Below are 17,854 nucleotides of genomic sequence, written 5' to 3' on the forward strand. Positions count from 1 at the left end.
ATCACCGAAAGGAGCTCGGCATGACCAGCGAGCAGGACCTGCGCATGCGCCTCACCGGCGTGGTGAAGAACGCGATCGGGACTGAGGACGACTACGCGCTCGGTTATCTCAACCCCCTCGGCAAGAACCCCCCGTTCGACAGCCAGGGGACCGGCTACATCGCGACGATGAAGCTCTCGGTCGGCAAGGTGAACGTCGCGGGCCTGGACGAGGGCACCGAGAACATCGTCTCCTACGACCGCTGCGAGGCCGCGGACGCCAATATCGCGCAGATCAACATGGAGACCGCCTCGTCGTTCTGCGGCCTCAACGGAGCGCTGTGGGGCTACCACGTGGCCCGGGTCAACGGGGGCAAACGAGAACCGCTCTTCACGATCCCCGCCGCCGACGACCCGCGCATCCCCACCGACCTTGCCGTGTATCCCGCCACCGACCTCCTCGGAGCCACGGAGAAGCTGTTCGGGCACGTGGAGGCGAAGGACGTCCGGCATCCCCCGATGCCCGGAGCACATGTCATCTGCGCCAACAAGAGCGCGACCGTACGGGGTCCGGCCTACGCCTGGGCCATCATCGCCATCGCGATCGCCAAACAGCCGACGGGTGGTCCGGAGCGGTTCAGCAATCTGTTCATCGAGGACTGCGGCACGTTCCCCGTGCAGCTGCATCAGGCGCGGAAGTTGGGGGCGGACACCAGGATTCCGAACAAGGAACAGGTCAAAGAGCTCCTGGAGGACCGTATCAAGGTCGTGGCCAAGAGCATCGCGCTGTGCGGTCAGGACTACCACGGTGCCGGGTACGAGGCGGCGTACATCTCCGCCAAAGCGATCTACGCCGGTCCTGACGAGGTCGGCTGTGCACTGGCCTGTGCGCCGTATGTGCTGCTCTCGCCCAAGGACGTGCCCAAGGATGTCTCCGAAGCAGGGCCCGAGCGACTGATCGACATCACGCTGGACTCCTGGGAGCAGGAGGTGTGGGGCAAGCGGCTCACCCCGTCCTTCGCGCACCTCGAACCTGACGTGATCATGGTTCCCGATCCGGGCACGGTGAGGTGACGGGCGTGCGTGTGGGAGAGTGCACACCGGTCGAGAAGGACATCACCGACTTCTGGGCCCGCCTCTGCCCGGTCGCCGGCTACACCTCGGGGTGGCTGAGGGACCTGTCCCGGGTCTTCGTCCCGACCAAAGAAGCGGTGGCCCAGGCCCATGAGAGGGCCGCGGCCCTGAGCTCCCGGGCACAGGCCGAGCTCGACGACCGCGATCTGCGCGAAACAGCCGTGAAGCAACTCCGGTTGCTCACGGCCCAGCTGGACTTCCCGCAGCCCGGGGCCGCGGTGAGCGACTGCGGCGACGGAGCCTTCTACATCGGGCTGCTCAAGGGGGCCGGCAGCCCCCCGGGGGCCTGGCTGCGGGACTTCCTCACCGGCGCCGGCAAGAAGATCGCCTTCGAGGCGGACCGGCTCCGGAACACGGCACTCGACGTCGTCCACAAGAAGCAGTGCCTGGACGCGGCCGACTACTGCGCGCAGACCATGCGGATCCTCCAGGAACAGGTTCCCCGGGAGTTCGACGAGGAGTTCGCCGAAGTCCTCTGCAGGACCGCGGAGTTCAGGGAGCTCTTCCAAGTACAGGATCTTGACTCCCGGGACTTCGCCACCATGTTCCGGGCGCTCAAGGCGGGGAGCATGACCCCGTTCCGCACCGGCGGGTACCCACAACTCCTCGCCAGGCTGTACGATTTCACGCCGAGCGCCTCCGACCTCGACCTCACCGCGAGGTCCTGGCTCGCGCAGGACATGCCGATCGTGCGGGAACTCGCGGCCGAACTGGGATCGTTGCTCGGCCTCGGGCCCGACGCAACGGTGGCGGACGTCTGGGATGCCGTCGGCAGCAAGTGGCCCGTTCCCGGGGACAACCAGAAGGAGCTGCCGGAGTTCGTACGGAAGGCAGCCGACATCTGCAACAACTTCGCGAAGGAGCGGTTGATCGACGTCGGCACCGACACCTTCGCACGGCTGAAGTTGCTGGAGACACCGGACTACATGCAGCCCGTGATCACCGGCGGGCAGGACATCGCCGTCCGCTACCTCACCAGCGACCCGCAGTCGTGTCTCTACCTCACCCCGGGGAAGGTCACGGCGCTGCCCACCCTCCTCAATATCATGGTCCACGAGTTCTCGCACGGGCTCAACTTCGTGCTCGCGGCCCAGTACGGACGCTCGCCCCTGCTCAACTTCGCAGGGCCGATGCAGGTTCCGCTCACCGAAGGACAGGCGTTCTGGCGCGAGTGGGAGTACTGGCACGCCGCCGCCGAACTCCACGGCCGCGACGATCTCAGCGCAACGGAGCGCGACTACCTGGAGCTGTACGGCAGCACACCGCTCGAACAGGCGCAGTGCATCCGCGCCGCGCAGTTCGAAACGTATATCTGGCGCGTCGTGCGCTACCTGCGCGCGATGTGCGACGTCCAGGTCAACATGGGCTGGCGCACCCTGCCCGGCTTCTTGGAGTGGGCCGCCGAAGAGACCGGCCTGACCGTCGAGTTCCTCTACGGCGAGTGCTTCACCTTCCTGGCACAGCCGGGCTACGCACCTGCCTACGGCATCGACGGCATCGCCTACGGCGAGCTGCAGAAGGCCGCGATCGCACGCGACGGCACACCGAAGCCCTTCAACACCAAGGCATCAGCCATGGGCTTCTACCCATGGACGGTCTGCACACGGCGCCTTTCGAAGATGTAGCCCTCCACACCGTCACTCATCCGCCCGGCCCCGGGCGACGGAGCGGACATCCGCCGCCGTGGGCCGGGCGGCCACGGTGGGGTTCCGGTTCTCCCGCACTGCCAGGCGTGACAGATCGCGCCTGAACGACGTGCGGTAGTCACCCCGACTCCCATAGGCCGGGCGCGGACCATCCATCTTCGAAGGACCGATGTCGCGTTCCACCAACTCCACCCAGGCGCTGCCTTGGCATCTTCGCTGCGACTGCCCATAGGAACCGGACTGCGGTCAGACACTCAGGCGTTGACCCCGCGAATGTGCGCGCCGCCCCAGCGAACCTTGACGGAATCGGCCTCCCCTGTCTGCTCTCGCTCAGGCCCGCGGCCGGTGCCGATGCTGCGCAGGGGCTTCCTCCTGCACAGTCCAGGCGAGGGCTAGGCAGCCCCCGGCGGCGGCGAGGAGGAAGCCGATGAGGAGCCCGCCGAGATTGGCGAGGAACAAGCTGCACAGTGCCATGGTGATGGCGAGGGTTCCGGCATAGTTGCGGTGGGCGGGCTGTGTCCACGTGCTCAGGCCGGCGACGGTCAGCAGCGCGCTGATGGTCCAGGAGGAGGCACCGGCTCTGCCGGTGAGGCGGATCAGGCCCAGATCCACCCAGGAGATGCCGACCAGCGCCACCGCTCCGGCGAGCATGAGTAGCCCGGCGTAGAAGGGCCGGGTTCGCCTCCAGTGCCGCCACCGTTGCAGGGTCACTGCTGGTTCTTCTCCCCGGACGACGTCCGCTCCGGTACGGCCATGGCCCAGTCAGGGGTGCAGCCGTGGGTGCCGGTGCTCACTTTGATGTCGACGACGTGGGCGGTGACCGTGCCGACGGCGAATGCCTGCGGTTCTGCGGTGATGCCCTCGGCTGTGACGTGGCCGGCCGTGACGGTGAACAGGCCGAGGTTCTTCTCCTCGGTCTGGTCGGGCGTGGTCAGGCCGGCACCGTCGGCGGTGACCTTGCGGGCTTTCACGGCGCCGGGTTGAACCGAGACCGATCCGATATCGCCCCGGTCGAGCTTGATGGAGACGGTCATGGCGCCGATCGCCGGTAAGTGGGCGGTGGAGGTGACGCAGGCACCGGTGACGACGGCCTTGTCGGCCTGGGCCACCAGGGCCGGCCGCGGCACACTGCCCGTGGTGACGCCGGGGGTGACCGACACCCCGGTGACCTCCACCTTGTCGGCATAGACGGTCAGGGGCAGCCCTCCGGCGAAGGCGACGGCCAGCGCACCGGTGCCGGCGGACATCAGCAGGACGACAGCGAGAAGGGCGGTGGGCAGGGCGGCGGCCAGCAGGCGCCGTCGGCTGGTGCGGCCCCATCCGCGGTCCGGAGCGGACCCGCTGTCCGGTGTCGTGATGGCGGTACCCCTTCCTTCCACGGCAGGTGCCCGCCTGATGCGAGGGCATCGTTGACGACTGCCCACAAGAGTGCGCCTTATGCCGACTTCAGGACATGACCAGCAAGGCGCATATACAGACGACCAGTCCCCCGTTTGGGTTATAGGGTCATGTTGTCCCCATAGGGCCCTGTCTCCTGGGCAGCATCCACCCCAACGCGCCGATGATCGCGCGCCGTTGAGCTGACATGTGCAAGAGCCGGGGGGATGATGAGCATGCCCGGGGAGCCGATCGCCATCTGCGGCATGTCATGCCGACTGCCTGGCGAGATCCGGACACCCGATGAGCTATGGGAGCTGCTGGCGGCGGGCCGGCACGAAGCGTCTCCACTCCCGGACGACCGCGGCTGGGACCTTCGCACGCTGTGCCATCCCGATCCGGCGCATCCAGGGGCCAGCCCCGTCCGCATGGGCGGATTCGTGCGGGACGTCGCCCAGTTCGATGCCGCCTTCTTCGGCATCGGTCCCCGGGAGGCGCTGGGCATGGACCCCCAACAGCGCCTGGCACTCGAAGTGGCGTGGGAAGCGGTGGAGCATGCCCGCATCGACCCCCTCTCACTGCGAGGCTCCCGGACCGGCGTCTACGCGGGGGGCTTCGAGGGCGGTTACCTCACTGGCCACAAGACAGGCCCCGCCATCCCGGAAACCACGCCGGGTGGCAGGGTGCAGCTGTTCGTGGGCAACACCCTGAGCGTGGTCGCAGGTCGCATCGCCTACTGCCTGGGGCTGTGCGGTCCGGCTCTCGCCGTGGACACGGCCTGCTCCTCGTCTCTGACCGCATTGCACTTGGCGGTCCAAGCGCTGCGTGGCGGGGAGTGCGAGACGGCGATCGCCGCCGGAGTCACGGTGATGTCCAGCCCGGCCGCTCTCATCGCGCTGGGTGCGGCGGGGGCGATGGCTCGTGACGGCCGGTCGAAGGCGTTCGGTGCGGAAGCCGACGGCTTCTGCCCGTCCGAAGGCGCAACCGCCCTGCTGCTGATGCCCCTGGAGCGGGCACATCGGCTGCGGCACCCGGTGCTGGCAGTGATCCGCGGCAGCGCCCTCAACCAGGACGGGGCCGGCGAGGGACTGACCGTTCCTCACGGCCCATCCCAAGAAGCGGTGATCGGTGCCGCGCTGCGCGACGCGGGGCTCGGGCCCGGGGACGTGGATCTGATCGAGGCGCACGGTACGGGCACGGTGGTCGGGGATCCCGTGGAAGGCGCATCGCTGCTGGCGGCCTATGGCAGCGCGCACACGCCCCAACGGCCGGCGTGGTTGGGATCGGTGAAGTCCAACATCGGGCACACACAGGCTGCCGCCGGTATCTCGGGAGTGATCAAGGCAGTGCTCGCTCTGCAGCATGAGCGGATGCCGGCCACCCTGCATGTGGAGCGCCCTACGCCCCACGTCGACTGGTCGAGCGGCAGGTTGCGCCTGCTGGAGCGGCCCCGCACCTGGACGAGGGGCGAACTGCCGCGCCGCGCGGGGGTGTTGTCGTACGGCATCAGCGGCACCAACGCCCACGTGATCCTGGAGGAAGCCCCCGCGCCTCGAAGCCTTCACCCCATGAGGGGCGCGGACGGTCCCCTGCCCGAACATGGCCCGTCGGTGACGCCTTGGCTGCTGTCGGCGAAGAACCCGGTTGCCCTGCGGAATCAGGCAGCCCGGCTGGCCGCACACGTGCGGTCCCGGCCCGAGCTGGGCCCGGCCGACGTCGGTTGGTCGCTGAAGGCCACGCGGAGCGCGTTCGACCACCGGGCCGCCGTCGTGGCCACCGACCGCCAGGAACTGCTGGCCGGACTGGACGAACTGGCCGCAGGACGCCGCCATCCGGCGGCCGTCACCGGCAGGGCGCCGGCCGGAGGGCCCCCTCGAACCATGTTCGTCTTCCCCGGCCAAGGGGCCCAGTGGCCGGGGATGGCGGCCGGTCTGCTGGGCCGCTTCCCCGCCTTCGACGAAGCGATGGACCGCTGCGCACGCGCGCTTCGGCCCTTCATCGACTGGGACCTGCACCAGGTGGTGAGCGGTGCGCCCAGAGCCGCGGATCTCGAGCGCGTGGACGTGGTGCAGCCGGCGCTGTTCGCCATGTACGTCTCGCTGGCCGCCCTGTGGCGCGCCCATGGAGTGCGACCGGATGCGGTGATCGGGCACAGTCAGGGCGAGATCGCCGCCGCCCACTGTGCGGGAGCCCTTTCCCTTCAGGACGCCGCCAAGGTCGCGGCCCTGCGCAGCCGTGCACTGCGCGCGGTGGCCGGCGAAGGCGGCATGGCCGCAGTCGCCCTGCCCGTGGACCACGTCCGTGCGTTGCTCGCGCGATGGCCGGGACGGCTGGAGGTGGCAGCGGACAACGGGCTCTCCTCCACCACCGTGGCCGGCGGGCGAACGGCGCTGGAGGAGTTGCTGACGCACTGCGAGGCCGAAGGGCTCTGGGCCCGGAGGCTTCCGGTGAACTACGCCTCCCACACCGCCTTGATGGAAACGGTCCGTGACGAAGTCCTCGCCGACCTCGCCGCCATCGCGCCACGGCCCGCTGAAATCCCCATGTACTCGACGGTGACCGGCCAGGTCATCGACATGGCAGCCCTGGACGCGGCGTACTGGTACCGCAGCCTGCGCAGTCCGGTCCGTTTCCGGGAGGCGGCCGCCCAGGCCCTCTCCGCGGGCTTCGGCATGTGCATCGAAGTGTCCCCACGGCCCGTGCTCGCGCCGGTGTTGACCGAGCTGTGTGAGCGCAGGGAGCCCCCTTGCACGGTCGTCACCACACGGCGCAGCGATGACCCGACGCCTGAAGGCGTGGTGCGGGCCCTGGCGACGGCCGGCGTACAGGGAGCCGAGGTGGACCTGAGCCCGTACTGGCGCGGCGGTCGTGAAGTCGACCTGCCCACCTACGCCTTCGACCGTCAGCGCTTCTGGGCCCCTCGCCCGCGGCGCCATGACGTGGAGAGCGCCGGAATGCGACGGGCCGGCCACCCCCTGCTGGTCGCCGAGACCGAGCAGGCGAACACCGGCACACTCGTCCTCTCGGCCAGGCTCGGCCTGGACGAACATCCCTGGCTGGCCGACCACGCCGTCCACGACACCGTGGTCGTGCCCATGACGGCGGTCATCGAATACGCGATCACTTCGGCCGACCGAGTCGGCTGTGAAGTCGTCGAGCACCTCTCCCTGCACGCCCCGTTGATCCTCGACGACGAAGAAGACCTGCTCCTGCAGATCACTGTGGCGCCACCCGACTCCTCCGGCACGCACCTGTGGCAGCTGCACGCCCGGCATACCGGCGCACCCCCCGAATATCCCTGGACCTGCCACGCCGACGCACGCCTGCACCCAGCGGACCGAAAGACCGACAACACCCCGGGGGAGACCACCACTTGGCCGCCCGAGCCGACCCGTCCGGTCCCTCTCGACGACGTGTACGACGACTTGTGGAAGTGCGGTTACCAGTACGGCCCCGCCTTCCGCAATCTGCGGCAAGTGCACCTGAGCGAGACCGCCTGCTACACCGAGGCACGGCTCGACGAGCCCCTCAGCAGTGATGCCGCCGCCTTCGGGATCCACCCGGCTCTGCTGGACGCCGCCCTGCACGGCGTGCTGGTCGATACCCGGACCGGCACTCACCTGCAACTGCCCTGTGTCATCGGCTCCGTGCAGCTGCTGCTCTCCGGCGCCGACCACGTCCGCGCCACCGTCACGTCATGCGGCACCGACCGCATCGATGCGTTGATCACCGACATCGACGGGCGCACCGTGGCGGTCATCAAGGAACTGGTCAGCCTGCCCGCCACCCCGCAGCACCTGCGTGCCGCACTCAGCGGCACGACCACGCTCGGCCACTTGCTGTCCTGGCAGCCACAGCCCCCGTCCTCCCTCGCGGAAGCCCCCAGGAACCTCGTAGTCATCGGTCCCCCGCACGAGCCGACTCTCGTACCGGCCCGCTACCCCGATGTCGCCGCCCTGTCGGCGGCGGTGGCCGGCGGAACCCCGCCTCCGGACGTGGTGCTGATCGACCACCGGCCCGTCACCCGGCCCGCACATGATGACATCGACGATCTGCACCAGAGGAACCACCAACTGACGGCGCAGGTCCAGCAGTTCCTCTCCGACCCCCAGCTGACACATGCCCGTGTGCTCGTGGTCACGCAGGGGGCCCAGGGCACGGCCGTGACCGATACCGTCCCCGATCCTGCCGGTGCGGCCGCATGGGGCCTGATCCGCTCCGCCGGGCTGGAGTACCCGGGGCGCCTGGCCCTGCTCGATCTCGACGACCACCCCGACTCTCTGTGCGCCTTGCCCACCGCCGTGGCAACCGTCACCGAACAGGCGGCATTGCGGCATGGGACCCTCCTCACACCGCGCCTGACCGCCGTGAACCCCCGTGATGCTCTGCAGCTGCCGGCCGACGGCAAGCACTGGCGGCTGGCTCCCGACGGCAGCAACACCCCCGGCGGAGTACGCACCGTCCCCATGCCGGAGGACGGCGTTCCGCTCGGCCCCGGTCAAGTCCGCGTTCGTGTATGTGCAGCAGGCGTGAACTTCCGCGACCTGTTCGTCCTTCTCGGCATGGCCCCAGAGCCTTTCGGCTGCGAGTTCGCCGGTGTCGTCACCGAGGTCGGCGATGCCGTGATCGGCCTTGAACCGGGTCACCACGTCATGGGTCTGAGCGTGTCGGGGGCTTTCGCATCAATGGTCGTCACCGACGCTCGCATGGTCGTGCCGTACCCCGGGCACTGGTCTTTCGAGAGGGCCGCCAGCATCCCCGTGGCCTTCTCCACTGCCTGCCATGCGCTGCATCAGCTTGCGGCTCTCCAGCCGGGTGAACGCGTTCTGATCCACTCGGCGGCCAGCGGCACCGGCATGGCCGCCGCCAAGGTCGCCGCTGCGATGGGGGCCGAAATCTATGCCACAGCAAGCCCCCACAAGTGGCCGGTCCTGAGATCGCTCGGGATCCCCGAAGAACGCATCGCCCCCTCACGCGGAACAGCGTTCGAGCACCGTATCCGCGCCGTCGCCGGCTCCCACGGCATCGATGTCGTCCTCGGCAGCCTCGCGGGCGAGGCAATCGACGCTTCCATGCGCTTGCTGGCACCCGGCGGCCGCTATGTCGAAATGGGTCACACTGACGTCCGCGACGACACAACCATGGCCGAACGCTATCCCGGCCTTTCCTACCACGTGGTGGGAAAGGGGGACTCCGAAGACCTTGAACGGCGCATGTCCGCACTCATGGCCTCTCTGTCCCTGGGCGTGACGACCGTCAAGGAGAACGACAGCACCCTGGACCTTCCTCTCATCGTCCGGGACATGCGCCGACTCGGTCATGTGATGGGCCAGTTCAAGCTCGGGCAGCACACCGGAAAGTTCGTCCTCACCCCTCCCCGGGCTCTCAACCCCGACGGCACCGTCCTGATCACCGGCGGCACCGGTACCCTCGGCGCGCTCCTCGCCCGTCACCTCGTCACCACCCACGGCATCCGGCACCTGCTCCTGCTCAGCCGCAGCGGTCCTGACGCCCCCGGCGCCCGGGAACTCACCGCCGAACTCACCGCCTTGGGCGCGCACCCCCGCATCGAGGCCTGCGATGCGGCCGACCCCAAAGCCCTGGCCGACACCCTCGCCGGCGTGCCGCACGACCATCCCCTCACAGCCGTCGTCCACGCCGCCGGAGTCCTGGACGACCACACCTTCGAGGCCCTGACCCCCGAGCACCTCGATACGGTCCTGCGCGCAAAGGCCGACGCGGCACTCCACCTCCACCGGCAGACCCTCGGCCTCGACCTCGACGCCTTCGTCCTGTACTCGTCCCTGACCGGACCGCTCGGTTCGCCGGGACAGGCCAACTACGCCGCCGCCAACGCGTACCTCGACGCCCTCGCCCACCAGCGCAACGCCCTGGGCCTGCCGGCCGTCTCCATCGCCTGGGGGCTCTGGGCCCCCGTCAGCAAGCTGACCGCCCGCATCGACGACCTCAGCCGTGCCCGCCTGAGCCGTTTCGGACTGCGCCCCTTCACCGCCCGCAACGGACTCGCCGCCTTCGACACCGCGCTGCGCCTGGGCGAACCCCACCTCGTCGCGGCCGCCATCGACCGCGACCAGCTCCACGTCCACGCCGAGAACCTCCCCGGGCTCCTACGCAGCCTCACACGCCGCACCCTCCGCCCCCGGGCCCAGGCCGACACCGGCGACAGCACGGAAGTGCTCACCCGCCTCCGCGCCCTGCCTCCCGCCGAACGCCCTCAGGCCGTCCTGGTCCTCGTCCAGACCCACAGCGCCGCCGTCCTGGGGTACCCCACGCCCGACTCCATCGATCCCGACCGTTCTTTCCGCGACATGGGGTTCGACTCCCTGAACGCCGTCGAGCTCCGCAGCCGCCTGCAACTCACCGCAGGTCTGCCCCTCGACCCCACCGCAGCCCTCAACAACCCCACCCCGCGCGCGCTGGCCCACCATCTCAGCGAGGCGATCACTGCGGGTGACACCGGGCAAGGAGAGCCGGTGGACGAAGCAGCCCCGGTCACCGCTCCGCCGGAGGCGGCCCCCACAAGGCCGGAGGGGCAAGAGTGACCGTCGTACTCACCGGCGCGACGGGATTCCTCGGCTCCCGGCTCCTGAGGGCCCTGCTGGCCACCGGCCAGTCCGTCACCGCCCTGGGCAGGGACAAGGACGGGCAGCCGCTGACCACCCGCCTCCACCACGCACTGAGCATGGCAGGAGCCGATCACGGCGAACTCGCACGTGCCCAGCAGCACTTCACCGCCATCCCCACCGACATCACCCAGCCCCACCTCGGCCTCATACCTGCTCACCACCGGCAACTCGCTGAGCAGGCGGAAGCCGTCTGGCACTGCGCCGCATCCGTCTCCCTGGTCGAAACAGCGCACCACCTGGCCCCCATCAATGTGGACGCCACCCAGCACATCACCGAACTCGCAGACCTCTCCCCCGCCCACGCCCCCCTGATCCACATCAGCACCCTCTACCTCGCCCCCCACCCGCTCCCCGGGCCCGCCACCGCCCCACCGCCCAGCGCAGACACCACGGAACCCGGCCACGGCTACGGCTACGGCTACGGCTACGGCTACGCACAGACCAAGCGGCAGGCCGAAGCCGTCGTGCAACAGTGGGCCACCAGCCGCCGACGCACGGCCCTGCTCCTGCGCCCCGGGCTGCTGACCACCGACCGCCCAGTGCCCGCCGACGCGCCCCAACAGCCCTTGAGCACCATCAAATCCGCCGCGGAACTCCTGCTCCAGCGGCTCCCGCTCCCCTTGCGGCGTGCTCTCGCGGCTCCCGCAAGCAGCCGGCATCGGCTACGCATTCGCCTGGCGCTCGCCCCGGAGTCACGCGTCAACGTCCTCGACGTCGACTACGCGGTCGACGCCATGCTGCGCCTTTCGCGTATCCCGCACGATGCCAGCCCCACCACGTACTCGGTGACGCACCCGGTCGACACACCCGTCGCGGTACTGGTCTCGGCCGCAAGCAGCCTCATCCCGGGCATCGAACTCGCCCTCCGCCCCTTGACCACCAAACCCAACCCCCTCGAACAACAGGTCAACCAGCTCCTGGCCCGGATCCTCCTGCACGGCCGGCGCACCCACACAGACGAGGCCGTGCCGCTCCACCAAGCACTCCCGGGATCGCCTCCACCGGCCCTGATCGATCACACCTATCTGGCAGCGGTCCTCAACAGCATCACTGCCTCCACATCAACCGTTGTCTGACCGCAAAAACCACGACGCAAAGACCCCACAGAAGACCCTCATCGGCTGAGCACGGGGCCGGATGGACGGCGCGTCCTTCGCCCGGAAGGATCGCGGCCATGGCATCTGACGCGGACCAAGCCCGTGCCCTGTCCTTCGACTCTGTTGCGGCACAGTACGCTGCTGCTCGCCCGGGCTATCCGTCGGCCCTTTTCGACGTCCTGGAGGAGCTCGCGGGCCGGGCACTGGCCGGCGCCGACGTACTGGACTGCGGGGCCGGCACCGGTATCGCCACCCGGCTACTACGGAAACGCGGCGCCTATGTCGTCGCCCTGGAGCCGGGAGCCGGGATGGCCGCAGAGCTGCGCCGGGCTGAGCCGGAGGTTCCGTTGGTGCGGGGCGAGGGGAATCGCCTGCCCTTCGCCCCCGGCAGCTTCGACGTGATCACCTATGCCCAGGCTTGGCACTGGACGGACCCGGCCCGCTCCGTCCCCGAGGCGCTGCGCGTGCTACGCCCGCACGGTGCGCTGGCCCTGTGGAGGAACCACGCCGACATCCGCGTCGCCTGGGTCGCGGCGGAGGAGGACCGCCTCGCGCCCTTCACCCACAGCCGCCCGGTGAACGCGCCCGAGGTGTTCACCCCCTTCCCGGTCCAGGTGACCACCCGCGAGATCGCATGGTCGCGCCGGGTCACCGTCGAGGAACGCATCCAAAACCTCGGCACCCTCTCGCACTTCGTGGTCATGCCCCGCGCCGAACGGGCCGGGCTCCTCAGCACGAACCGCACCGCGCTGGCGCGGCTCTTCCCCGACGGCGAGCTCGACGAGCCGTACCGCTGCGTCCTGACCGTCGTACGGCCGACTGGCGTTCAGGCCTGATCAGAGCGGGAACCCACACGGGCGCTCATGTCAAAGAACCAATACGTGGGTGCCCTCTGGCAGCGGAGGCTGCCGGGTGCCACTGTTGATTGCAGTCGCATGAACCATGGACACGTACCCGGCGCCGAGTTGTCCTTGGAGAAGGCGCTGAGGCAACCCGGATGTGGTTCAGGCAGCAGCGGCCATGACGCCACGGAGGCTCCGATGGAAACCGAGCGGCTGCTGATCACCTCGACCGAGCAGGGAAGGGTGCCGGAGGCAGAACGGCGCGCGCTGGCCCATGCCATCAGCCAAGACGGGTACGCGGTGGTGAAGGTAGACGCCCATGCGCCGGGCCAGGACCCCTTGACGGTCCTGGGCGACGCGCTGGGGCGCAGGCAACTGCATCCCCGAGGCGACAAGTTCGGCGTCATCGGAACGGTGACCGGCAACGGTGACCAAGGGGTGCACGAGCTTTCCGCCGCGTGGCGCGACCATGTCGATGAGTACCAGGCCGTGGGGCTCAAGGACGTGGGGTGCCATACCGACGGCGCGTTCATCGACGGCCCCGGCGTGGCCCCGCCGGCTCTGCTGATGCTTCATTGCGCTCAGCCGGCCGACGCGGGCGGTGAAAGCCTCCTGGTGGACAGCGCAACACTGTTCGAAGCAGTGCAGCAAGCAGATCCTCCTCTGCTGCGTGCGCTCCTGCGCCCGCAGTTCACGTTCTGCCGGGACGAACTGGTCGCCGTGAACCAGCCGGTCTTCCGACGGCGTGACCCCACGGCCATGACCATCCGCTGGCGCTTCGACAAGGCCCTCTACGGCACCAAGCCCGCGCTCGAGGCCGCCCGGGCGTTCCACGACCGGTACGTCCGGAGCGCACCCAGGACCCAAATCCTCCTGCGGCGCGGGGAGATCCTGGTCATCGACAACCTGCGAATCTTGCACGCCCGCAAGGAATCACGCGGAAAACGGATCCTGCGCCGCGCGTGGATCGCCGACGAAGCATGCGAACCCGTGGCCAACCTGACCCACAGGGCCACACACCCACGCGCCTACCAAGCCTTCGACTTCTACCAACCCCTCCCCCACAGCACCAACCAAGGCCCCGCGCACCTGTCACTGGGCGCCAAGATCGCTGTGAACGCAGACCTGCCCTCCTTCTCGTCCACCTGATCACCCCATGGCGACCTGGGCTTGGTTCGGTTTGACGGACATCCGAGATCCGGGGCCTCGGCCCCGGAAGGATGTCCGCCATGGAGAGCATGGCCAAGAAGAAGCCGCGTCCACGTCGCTTGTTCACACCTGAGTTCAAGGCCGAGATCGCTGTACCGGCGCGGTGACCGCTCGGTCGGTCAGGTCGCCAGGGACGAGATGGTCGCACAGGAGGTCACGCGGGATCTGCTGCGGCGCCCTTCGGTCGCGAGGGAGGCGATGCGGGACGACACCGCGAGGATGGTCGTCAACCGGGCCCAGTTCGACAACTCCGAGGCCTTCCGCGACCGCATCCCCGCCGTTCGCAAGATCGACCACACGATCGAGTATTTGGACCTCGTCGGCTCCTGCCATCAGTTCGTGGCCACGTTGGGCCGGCTGGTGCCGAAGCTGCGGGGCCAGGAGTTCACCGAAGAGGAACGTGACCACGTCCGCCGTGGCGTCACCAAGGTCCGTACCGCGGCCGACCGACTGGAAGTCGCGATGGACCGCGGGAACTTCACCCTGGACGAGCAACTCGTCCAGCTCCTCAAGGGCGGGTAAGCATGGCCGGCACGGCCCGCTCCGTCGCCGAGCACCACGGCGACCTGATCCGCGCGGCCCTGATGGAAGCCCGCCCACTCCTACTATCAAGGGATAAACCGAACTCTCTTCCGAGGCTGAGTGAGGCTGCCTCAGCCGGCCCCGCTCAACTCGGCTAGTCTCACCGCGGGGATTTCCAACACGTTCTCACCCAAGGCGGCGATCCATCCGCCCCTCTAGGGTCCGTCTTCAAATTGATCTTGCCCAGAGCAGGAGTGATGCGAGTGTGACTGCTGCTTCGTAGGAGGTGGCAGTCTTCTCGTAGCGGGTGGCGATGCCGCGGAAGCCTTTGAGTTGGTTGAAGCAGCGTTCGACGGTGTTGCGCCGGCGGTAGATCTCGCTGTCGAAATTTGTCGGTCGGCCACCTCGTCGGCCTCGGTTTCGGCGGTGCCGCTTCTGGTCGTTCTTCTCCGGGATCGTGTGTCCGATGCCGCGTTTACGCAGGTAGGCGCGGAAGCCGCGTGAGCTGTATGCCTTGTCCGCGATCACGTGATCCGGGCGGCAACGGGGCCGGCCCGGGCCGGTACGGGGCACTCGGATGCGTTCGAGCAGGGGGCGTGCGCAGATGCCGTCGTGTCGTTGGCCCGGAGTGAGCAGTATGGCCAGGGGACGGCCGCGGCCGTCGCATTGACCATTCCGTTGATGACCCGGCGGTCCTCTGCCCGAGGCCGGCCTCGGGCAGCGCTCGGTATCAGCGGAGCCAGTAACTCCCACTCGGGGTCGGTCAGTTCATGACGTCGAATCACGGCACCATGATCCACCACCGAACGATCATTTGAAGACGGGCCCTAGTTCCCGGACGATGCCGTCACCAACGGTGACCGGAAGCACCTTGGGCGAGCACTTGGCCAATCGCCAATGAGGCCCGCCCAGTTCATGGATCGTCAGCCGACCACAACACCAGCGCAACCCCGCGTGAACCGAACCTCGTAGTGCCGAGATATCGAACGCCCCCTGCCCAACGGTCAACGAGGTGTCCCGCTCGCAGACGGCACCGGAAAGCCCCGGCGAGTCGGCGGGAACCAATCGCCGTCCCGTTCCGACTGGTGTCGAGGGGCGAGGAGGTCGAATGGGCGGTCTGGATGTGCGGCTGTGCCGGGTCACCTGCAGTCATGGCCGGGTCACGGCCGTGCGCGAGGTGGACCTCGATGTCGCGGCCGGGCAGCGGGTGGCGCTGACGGGTACCAACGGATCGGGCAAGACGACGTTGTTGCGGGCGGTGCTGGGTCTGCATCGTCAGGTCGGCGGCCGGATCCTGGTGGGCGGGCGGGACGCCGGGACGACGGCCGAGTGGGCATGGCGGCGGCGGACGTGTGCGTGGATACCGCAGAAGCCGGCGGTCGGCCGATTCCCTTTACTGGCCGGTGAGTTGCTGGCGAGCAGCGGCGCACGGGACGAGGCCGTGGCGGCGGCGGAGAAGCTGGGAGGCGGGGCGCTGGTGGACCGGCCGCTGCACACCCTGTCCGGTGGCCAGCTGCAGCGCATGTACCTGGCACGCGCGGTCGGCTGTGTCGCAGCGGGCGCGGGCGTGCTGCTCGCTGACGAGCCCACCGCCGCGCTGGACTTCGCCGGGCAGGAGGAGGCGGGCGATGTGCTGTTGTCGCTGCCGGTGACGGTGGTGGTCGTCACGCACGACCGGGCACTGGCGGAGCGCTGTGACCGGGTGCTGGAGATGGCCGCGGGTCGGTTGCGGGAGGTTCGGTGAACACCGTGGCCGCAGCGGATCTGGGAGGTCTGCTTCAGCTGGTGCCCGTCCAACGGGCTGGTCTGGCACTGCTGTTGGCGGCCGTCGGGCTGCCCGTGATCGGGGTGGTGATCGTCGGGCTGGACATCATGCCGGTACGGTTCGCGATGATGCATGTGGCGCTGCTGGGCATCGCTCTGGGTCTGCTGACCGGGCTCGATCCCCTGCTGTGCGCGCTGGTGACCTGTGCACTCGCGGGGGCCGGGATCGCACCGCTCGCCCGGTCCCCGGACGGTCTGTCGGGTGCGATGGGCCTGCTGATGAGTCTGGCGATCGCGGCCGCGTTGTTGGTTCTCGCGGTCTCGGGAGTCAACGCCCAGGGCGCGTTCGCCCTGCTGTGGGGGTCGATCCTCTCGGTGGGCGGCGCGGACGTGTGGTTGCTGGGCGGGTTCGCCGTCGTCGTGCCGGCCGTGTTCTGGTGGCGGCACCGTGAGGTGGCGCTGCTGCTGTACGACCGTGAACTCGCGCTGTCCTCCGGAGTGGCGGTGGACCGGCTCACCCTGCTGCTGCTCGTCCTGGTCGCGGTGGCGGTCGCCGGGGCGATCCGGCTGACCGGTGCGCTGCTCGTCGACGCGCTGACCCTGCTGCCCGCGCTCGCCGCACGGCGCCTGGGCAGGTCGCTGACGTCCATCACCATCTGGGCGATCGGCATCGGCGTCGTCGTCAATCTGTCCGGGTTCCTCGTCGCGCTCCGGTTCGATCTGCCGCCCGGTCCTGTGCTTGTCCTGGCGGCGGGGGCCGTGGCTCTCGCCGCCCACCTCCTACCCGAACGGAGAGACAGCTCATGCCGCGCATACGCATCCGAATCGCCTCCCTCCTCGCACTGAGCATGGGCGTGGGGCTCGCACTGACCGTCACCGGCTGCGGCAGCAGCGGCTCCGCCGCCGGTCACAAGAGCGGTGACGGTCCACCGGTGGTCGTGGCCACGACGACGTGGGAGGGTGCCTTCGCCAAGGCCGCCGGTGCCCAGGACGTCAAGGTGATCGTGCCGTCGTCGGTGCAGCACGCCCCCGACTACGACCCCAAGCCGTCCGACCTCACGGCGGTGGCGCACGCGGACTTCGTGCTGTACGCGTCGTTCGAGCCGTATGCGAAGAAGCTCAAGGAGGCGGCCGGGGCCCACGCGAAACTGGTCGAGGTCGACCTCGACAACGACGCCGACAAGGCCATGGCCGAAGTGACGCGGCTTGGCAAGGTGTTCGGCACGCAGAACGCGGCCGCGAAGTGGAACAACTCGTTCAAGAGCGAGTACGGCAGGCTCGGGAAAGAGCTGAAGGACGCCCGGCCGGGTGGCAGGGCGCCGTCCGTCGTGGCCCAGGTCTACTCGGTCTGGGCGGCGAAGATGGCGGGCGCGAACGTGGTGGGGACCTACGGGCCGGATGCAGTGACGGCCCGTCAGCTGTCTGAACTGTCGCAGAAGAAGCCCGCCTTGGTCCTGGACAACGTGCACATGACGACCGGCACGGTGCTCCCGGGCTCGGGCGCACGCCAGGTGGAGATCGTCAACTATCCGGGGAAGGACCTGGATCTCCTTGCCGTGTACCGCGATGCCACGGCCACGGTGAAGAAGGCGATGGCCGCCTCCTGAGACGCCCCGCAGCCGACAGGGCCCGCCGGTG

13 protein-coding genes are annotated in these 17,854 nt (G+C 69.0%); 10 read left to right on the plus strand and 3 right to left on the minus strand.

The features are described from left to right. The first annotated feature begins 20 nt into the window (after nt 1-20). Together ACWD4B_RS19220 and ACWD4B_RS19225 are read left to right on the plus strand one after the other, a co-directional pair. Nucleotides 21-1,052 (plus strand): histidine decarboxylase, pyruvoyl type, encoded by a 1,032-nt coding sequence (locus ACWD4B_RS19220; RefSeq protein WP_451421847.1) that lies wholly within the window; start codon nt 21-23, stop codon nt 1,050-1,052. A gap of 5 nt (nt 1,053-1,057) precedes the next feature. After that, entirely contained in the window at nt 1,058-2,737 is a 1,680-nt protein-coding gene (locus ACWD4B_RS19225) for a hypothetical protein (RefSeq protein ID WP_451421848.1), read from the plus strand. Between the two features lie 351 nt (nt 2,738-3,088). On the opposite strand, the gene ACWD4B_RS19230 is transcribed toward ACWD4B_RS19225, so the two are convergent. Both ACWD4B_RS19230 and ACWD4B_RS19235 read right to left on the minus strand, forming a co-directional pair. After that, the gene (locus tag ACWD4B_RS19230; RefSeq protein WP_451421849.1) at nt 3,089-3,469 is read right to left on the minus strand and encodes a DUF6114 domain-containing protein; all 381 of its coding nucleotides are present in this window, start codon (nt 3,467-3,469) and stop codon (nt 3,089-3,091) included. Then, complete coding sequence (locus ACWD4B_RS19235; protein WP_451421850.1) at nt 3,466-4,137, minus strand: DUF6230 family protein; 672 nt, start codon at nt 4,135-4,137, stop codon at nt 3,466-3,468. The genes ACWD4B_RS19230 and ACWD4B_RS19235 overlap by 4 nt, the downstream gene beginning before the upstream one ends. A 234-nt stretch (nt 4,138-4,371) precedes the next feature. Here ACWD4B_RS19235 and ACWD4B_RS19240 point away from each other — a divergent pair, with 234 nt between their 5' ends. The 5 genes from ACWD4B_RS19240 to ACWD4B_RS19260 all read left to right on the plus strand — a co-directional run bounded on the left by ACWD4B_RS19240 (nt 4,372) and on the right by ACWD4B_RS19260 (nt 14,452). Then, a complete protein-coding gene (locus ACWD4B_RS19240) occupies nt 4,372-10,698 on the plus strand; it encodes a type I polyketide synthase (RefSeq protein WP_451421851.1) in 6,327 nt (2,108 codons plus the stop codon). Continuing rightward, nucleotides 10,695-11,858, plus strand: coding sequence for an SDR family oxidoreductase (locus ACWD4B_RS19245; RefSeq protein ID WP_451421852.1), 1,164 nt, complete (start codon nt 10,695-10,697; stop codon nt 11,856-11,858). The genes ACWD4B_RS19240 and ACWD4B_RS19245 overlap by 4 nt, the downstream gene beginning before the upstream one ends. Before the next feature lie 98 nt (nt 11,859-11,956). Next, entirely contained in the window at nt 11,957-12,715 is a 759-nt protein-coding gene (locus tag ACWD4B_RS19250) for a class I SAM-dependent methyltransferase (RefSeq protein ID WP_451421853.1), read from the plus strand. 204 nt (nt 12,716-12,919) lie between these two features. Beyond that, nucleotides 12,920-13,870 (plus strand): TauD/TfdA family dioxygenase, encoded by a 951-nt coding sequence (locus ACWD4B_RS19255; protein WP_451421854.1) that lies wholly within the window; start codon nt 12,920-12,922, stop codon nt 13,868-13,870. Nucleotides 13,871-13,891: 21 nt separating this feature from the next. Then, nucleotides 13,892-14,452, plus strand: a complete 561-nt coding sequence (locus ACWD4B_RS19260; protein WP_451421855.1) for a DUF6192 family protein — start codon at nt 13,892-13,894, stop codon at nt 14,450-14,452. Nucleotides 14,453-14,680: 228 nt separating this feature from the next. Here ACWD4B_RS19260 and ACWD4B_RS19265 read toward each other — a convergent pair whose 3' ends face one another. Beyond that, a complete protein-coding gene (locus tag ACWD4B_RS19265) occupies nt 14,681-15,205 on the minus strand; it encodes an IS5 family transposase (RefSeq protein ID WP_451421856.1) in 525 nt (174 codons plus the stop codon). A gap of 355 nt (nt 15,206-15,560) precedes the next feature. On the opposite strand from ACWD4B_RS19265, the gene ACWD4B_RS19270 reads away from it, so the two are divergent. From ACWD4B_RS19270 to ACWD4B_RS19280, 3 genes are read left to right on the plus strand one after another with little or no spacing between them, the layout of a single operon-like run. Then, nucleotides 15,561-16,196, plus strand: a complete 636-nt coding sequence (locus tag ACWD4B_RS19270; protein ID WP_451421857.1) for a metal ABC transporter ATP-binding protein — start codon at nt 15,561-15,563, stop codon at nt 16,194-16,196. Continuing rightward, nucleotides 16,193-17,062: a metal ABC transporter permease gene (locus tag ACWD4B_RS19275; RefSeq protein ID WP_451421858.1), complete on the plus strand. Its 870-nt coding sequence runs from the start codon at nt 16,193-16,195 to the stop codon at nt 17,060-17,062. The genes ACWD4B_RS19270 and ACWD4B_RS19275 overlap by 4 nt, the downstream gene beginning before the upstream one ends. After that, nucleotides 17,020-17,823, plus strand: coding sequence for a metal ABC transporter solute-binding protein, Zn/Mn family (locus ACWD4B_RS19280; protein ID WP_451421859.1), 804 nt, complete (start codon nt 17,020-17,022; stop codon nt 17,821-17,823). The genes ACWD4B_RS19275 and ACWD4B_RS19280 overlap by 43 nt, the downstream gene beginning before the upstream one ends. Nucleotides 17,824-17,854 lie beyond the last annotated feature (31 nt).

The organism is Streptomyces sp. NPDC002536, from assembly GCF_053594995.1.

Excerpts from the sequence above, each read along its gene's own strand:
- ACWD4B_RS19220 (WP_451421847.1), top strand. The coding sequence starts at position 21 with ATGACCAGCGAGCAGGACCTGCGCATGCGCCTCACCGGCGTGGTGAAG.
- ACWD4B_RS19240 (WP_451421851.1), top strand. The coding sequence starts at position 4,372 with ATGCCCGGGGAGCCGATCGCCATCTGCGGCATGTCATGCCGACTGCCT.
- ACWD4B_RS19250 (WP_451421853.1), top strand. The coding sequence starts at position 11,957 with ATGGCATCTGACGCGGACCAAGCCCGTGCCCTGTCCTTCGACTCTGTT.
- ACWD4B_RS19255 (WP_451421854.1), top strand. The coding sequence starts at position 12,920 with ATGGAAACCGAGCGGCTGCTGATCACCTCGACCGAGCAGGGAAGGGTG.
- ACWD4B_RS19270 (WP_451421857.1), top strand. The coding sequence starts at position 15,561 with ATGGGCGGTCTGGATGTGCGGCTGTGCCGGGTCACCTGCAGTCATGGC.
- ACWD4B_RS19280 (WP_451421859.1), top strand. The coding sequence starts at position 17,020 with ATGCCGCGCATACGCATCCGAATCGCCTCCCTCCTCGCACTGAGCATG.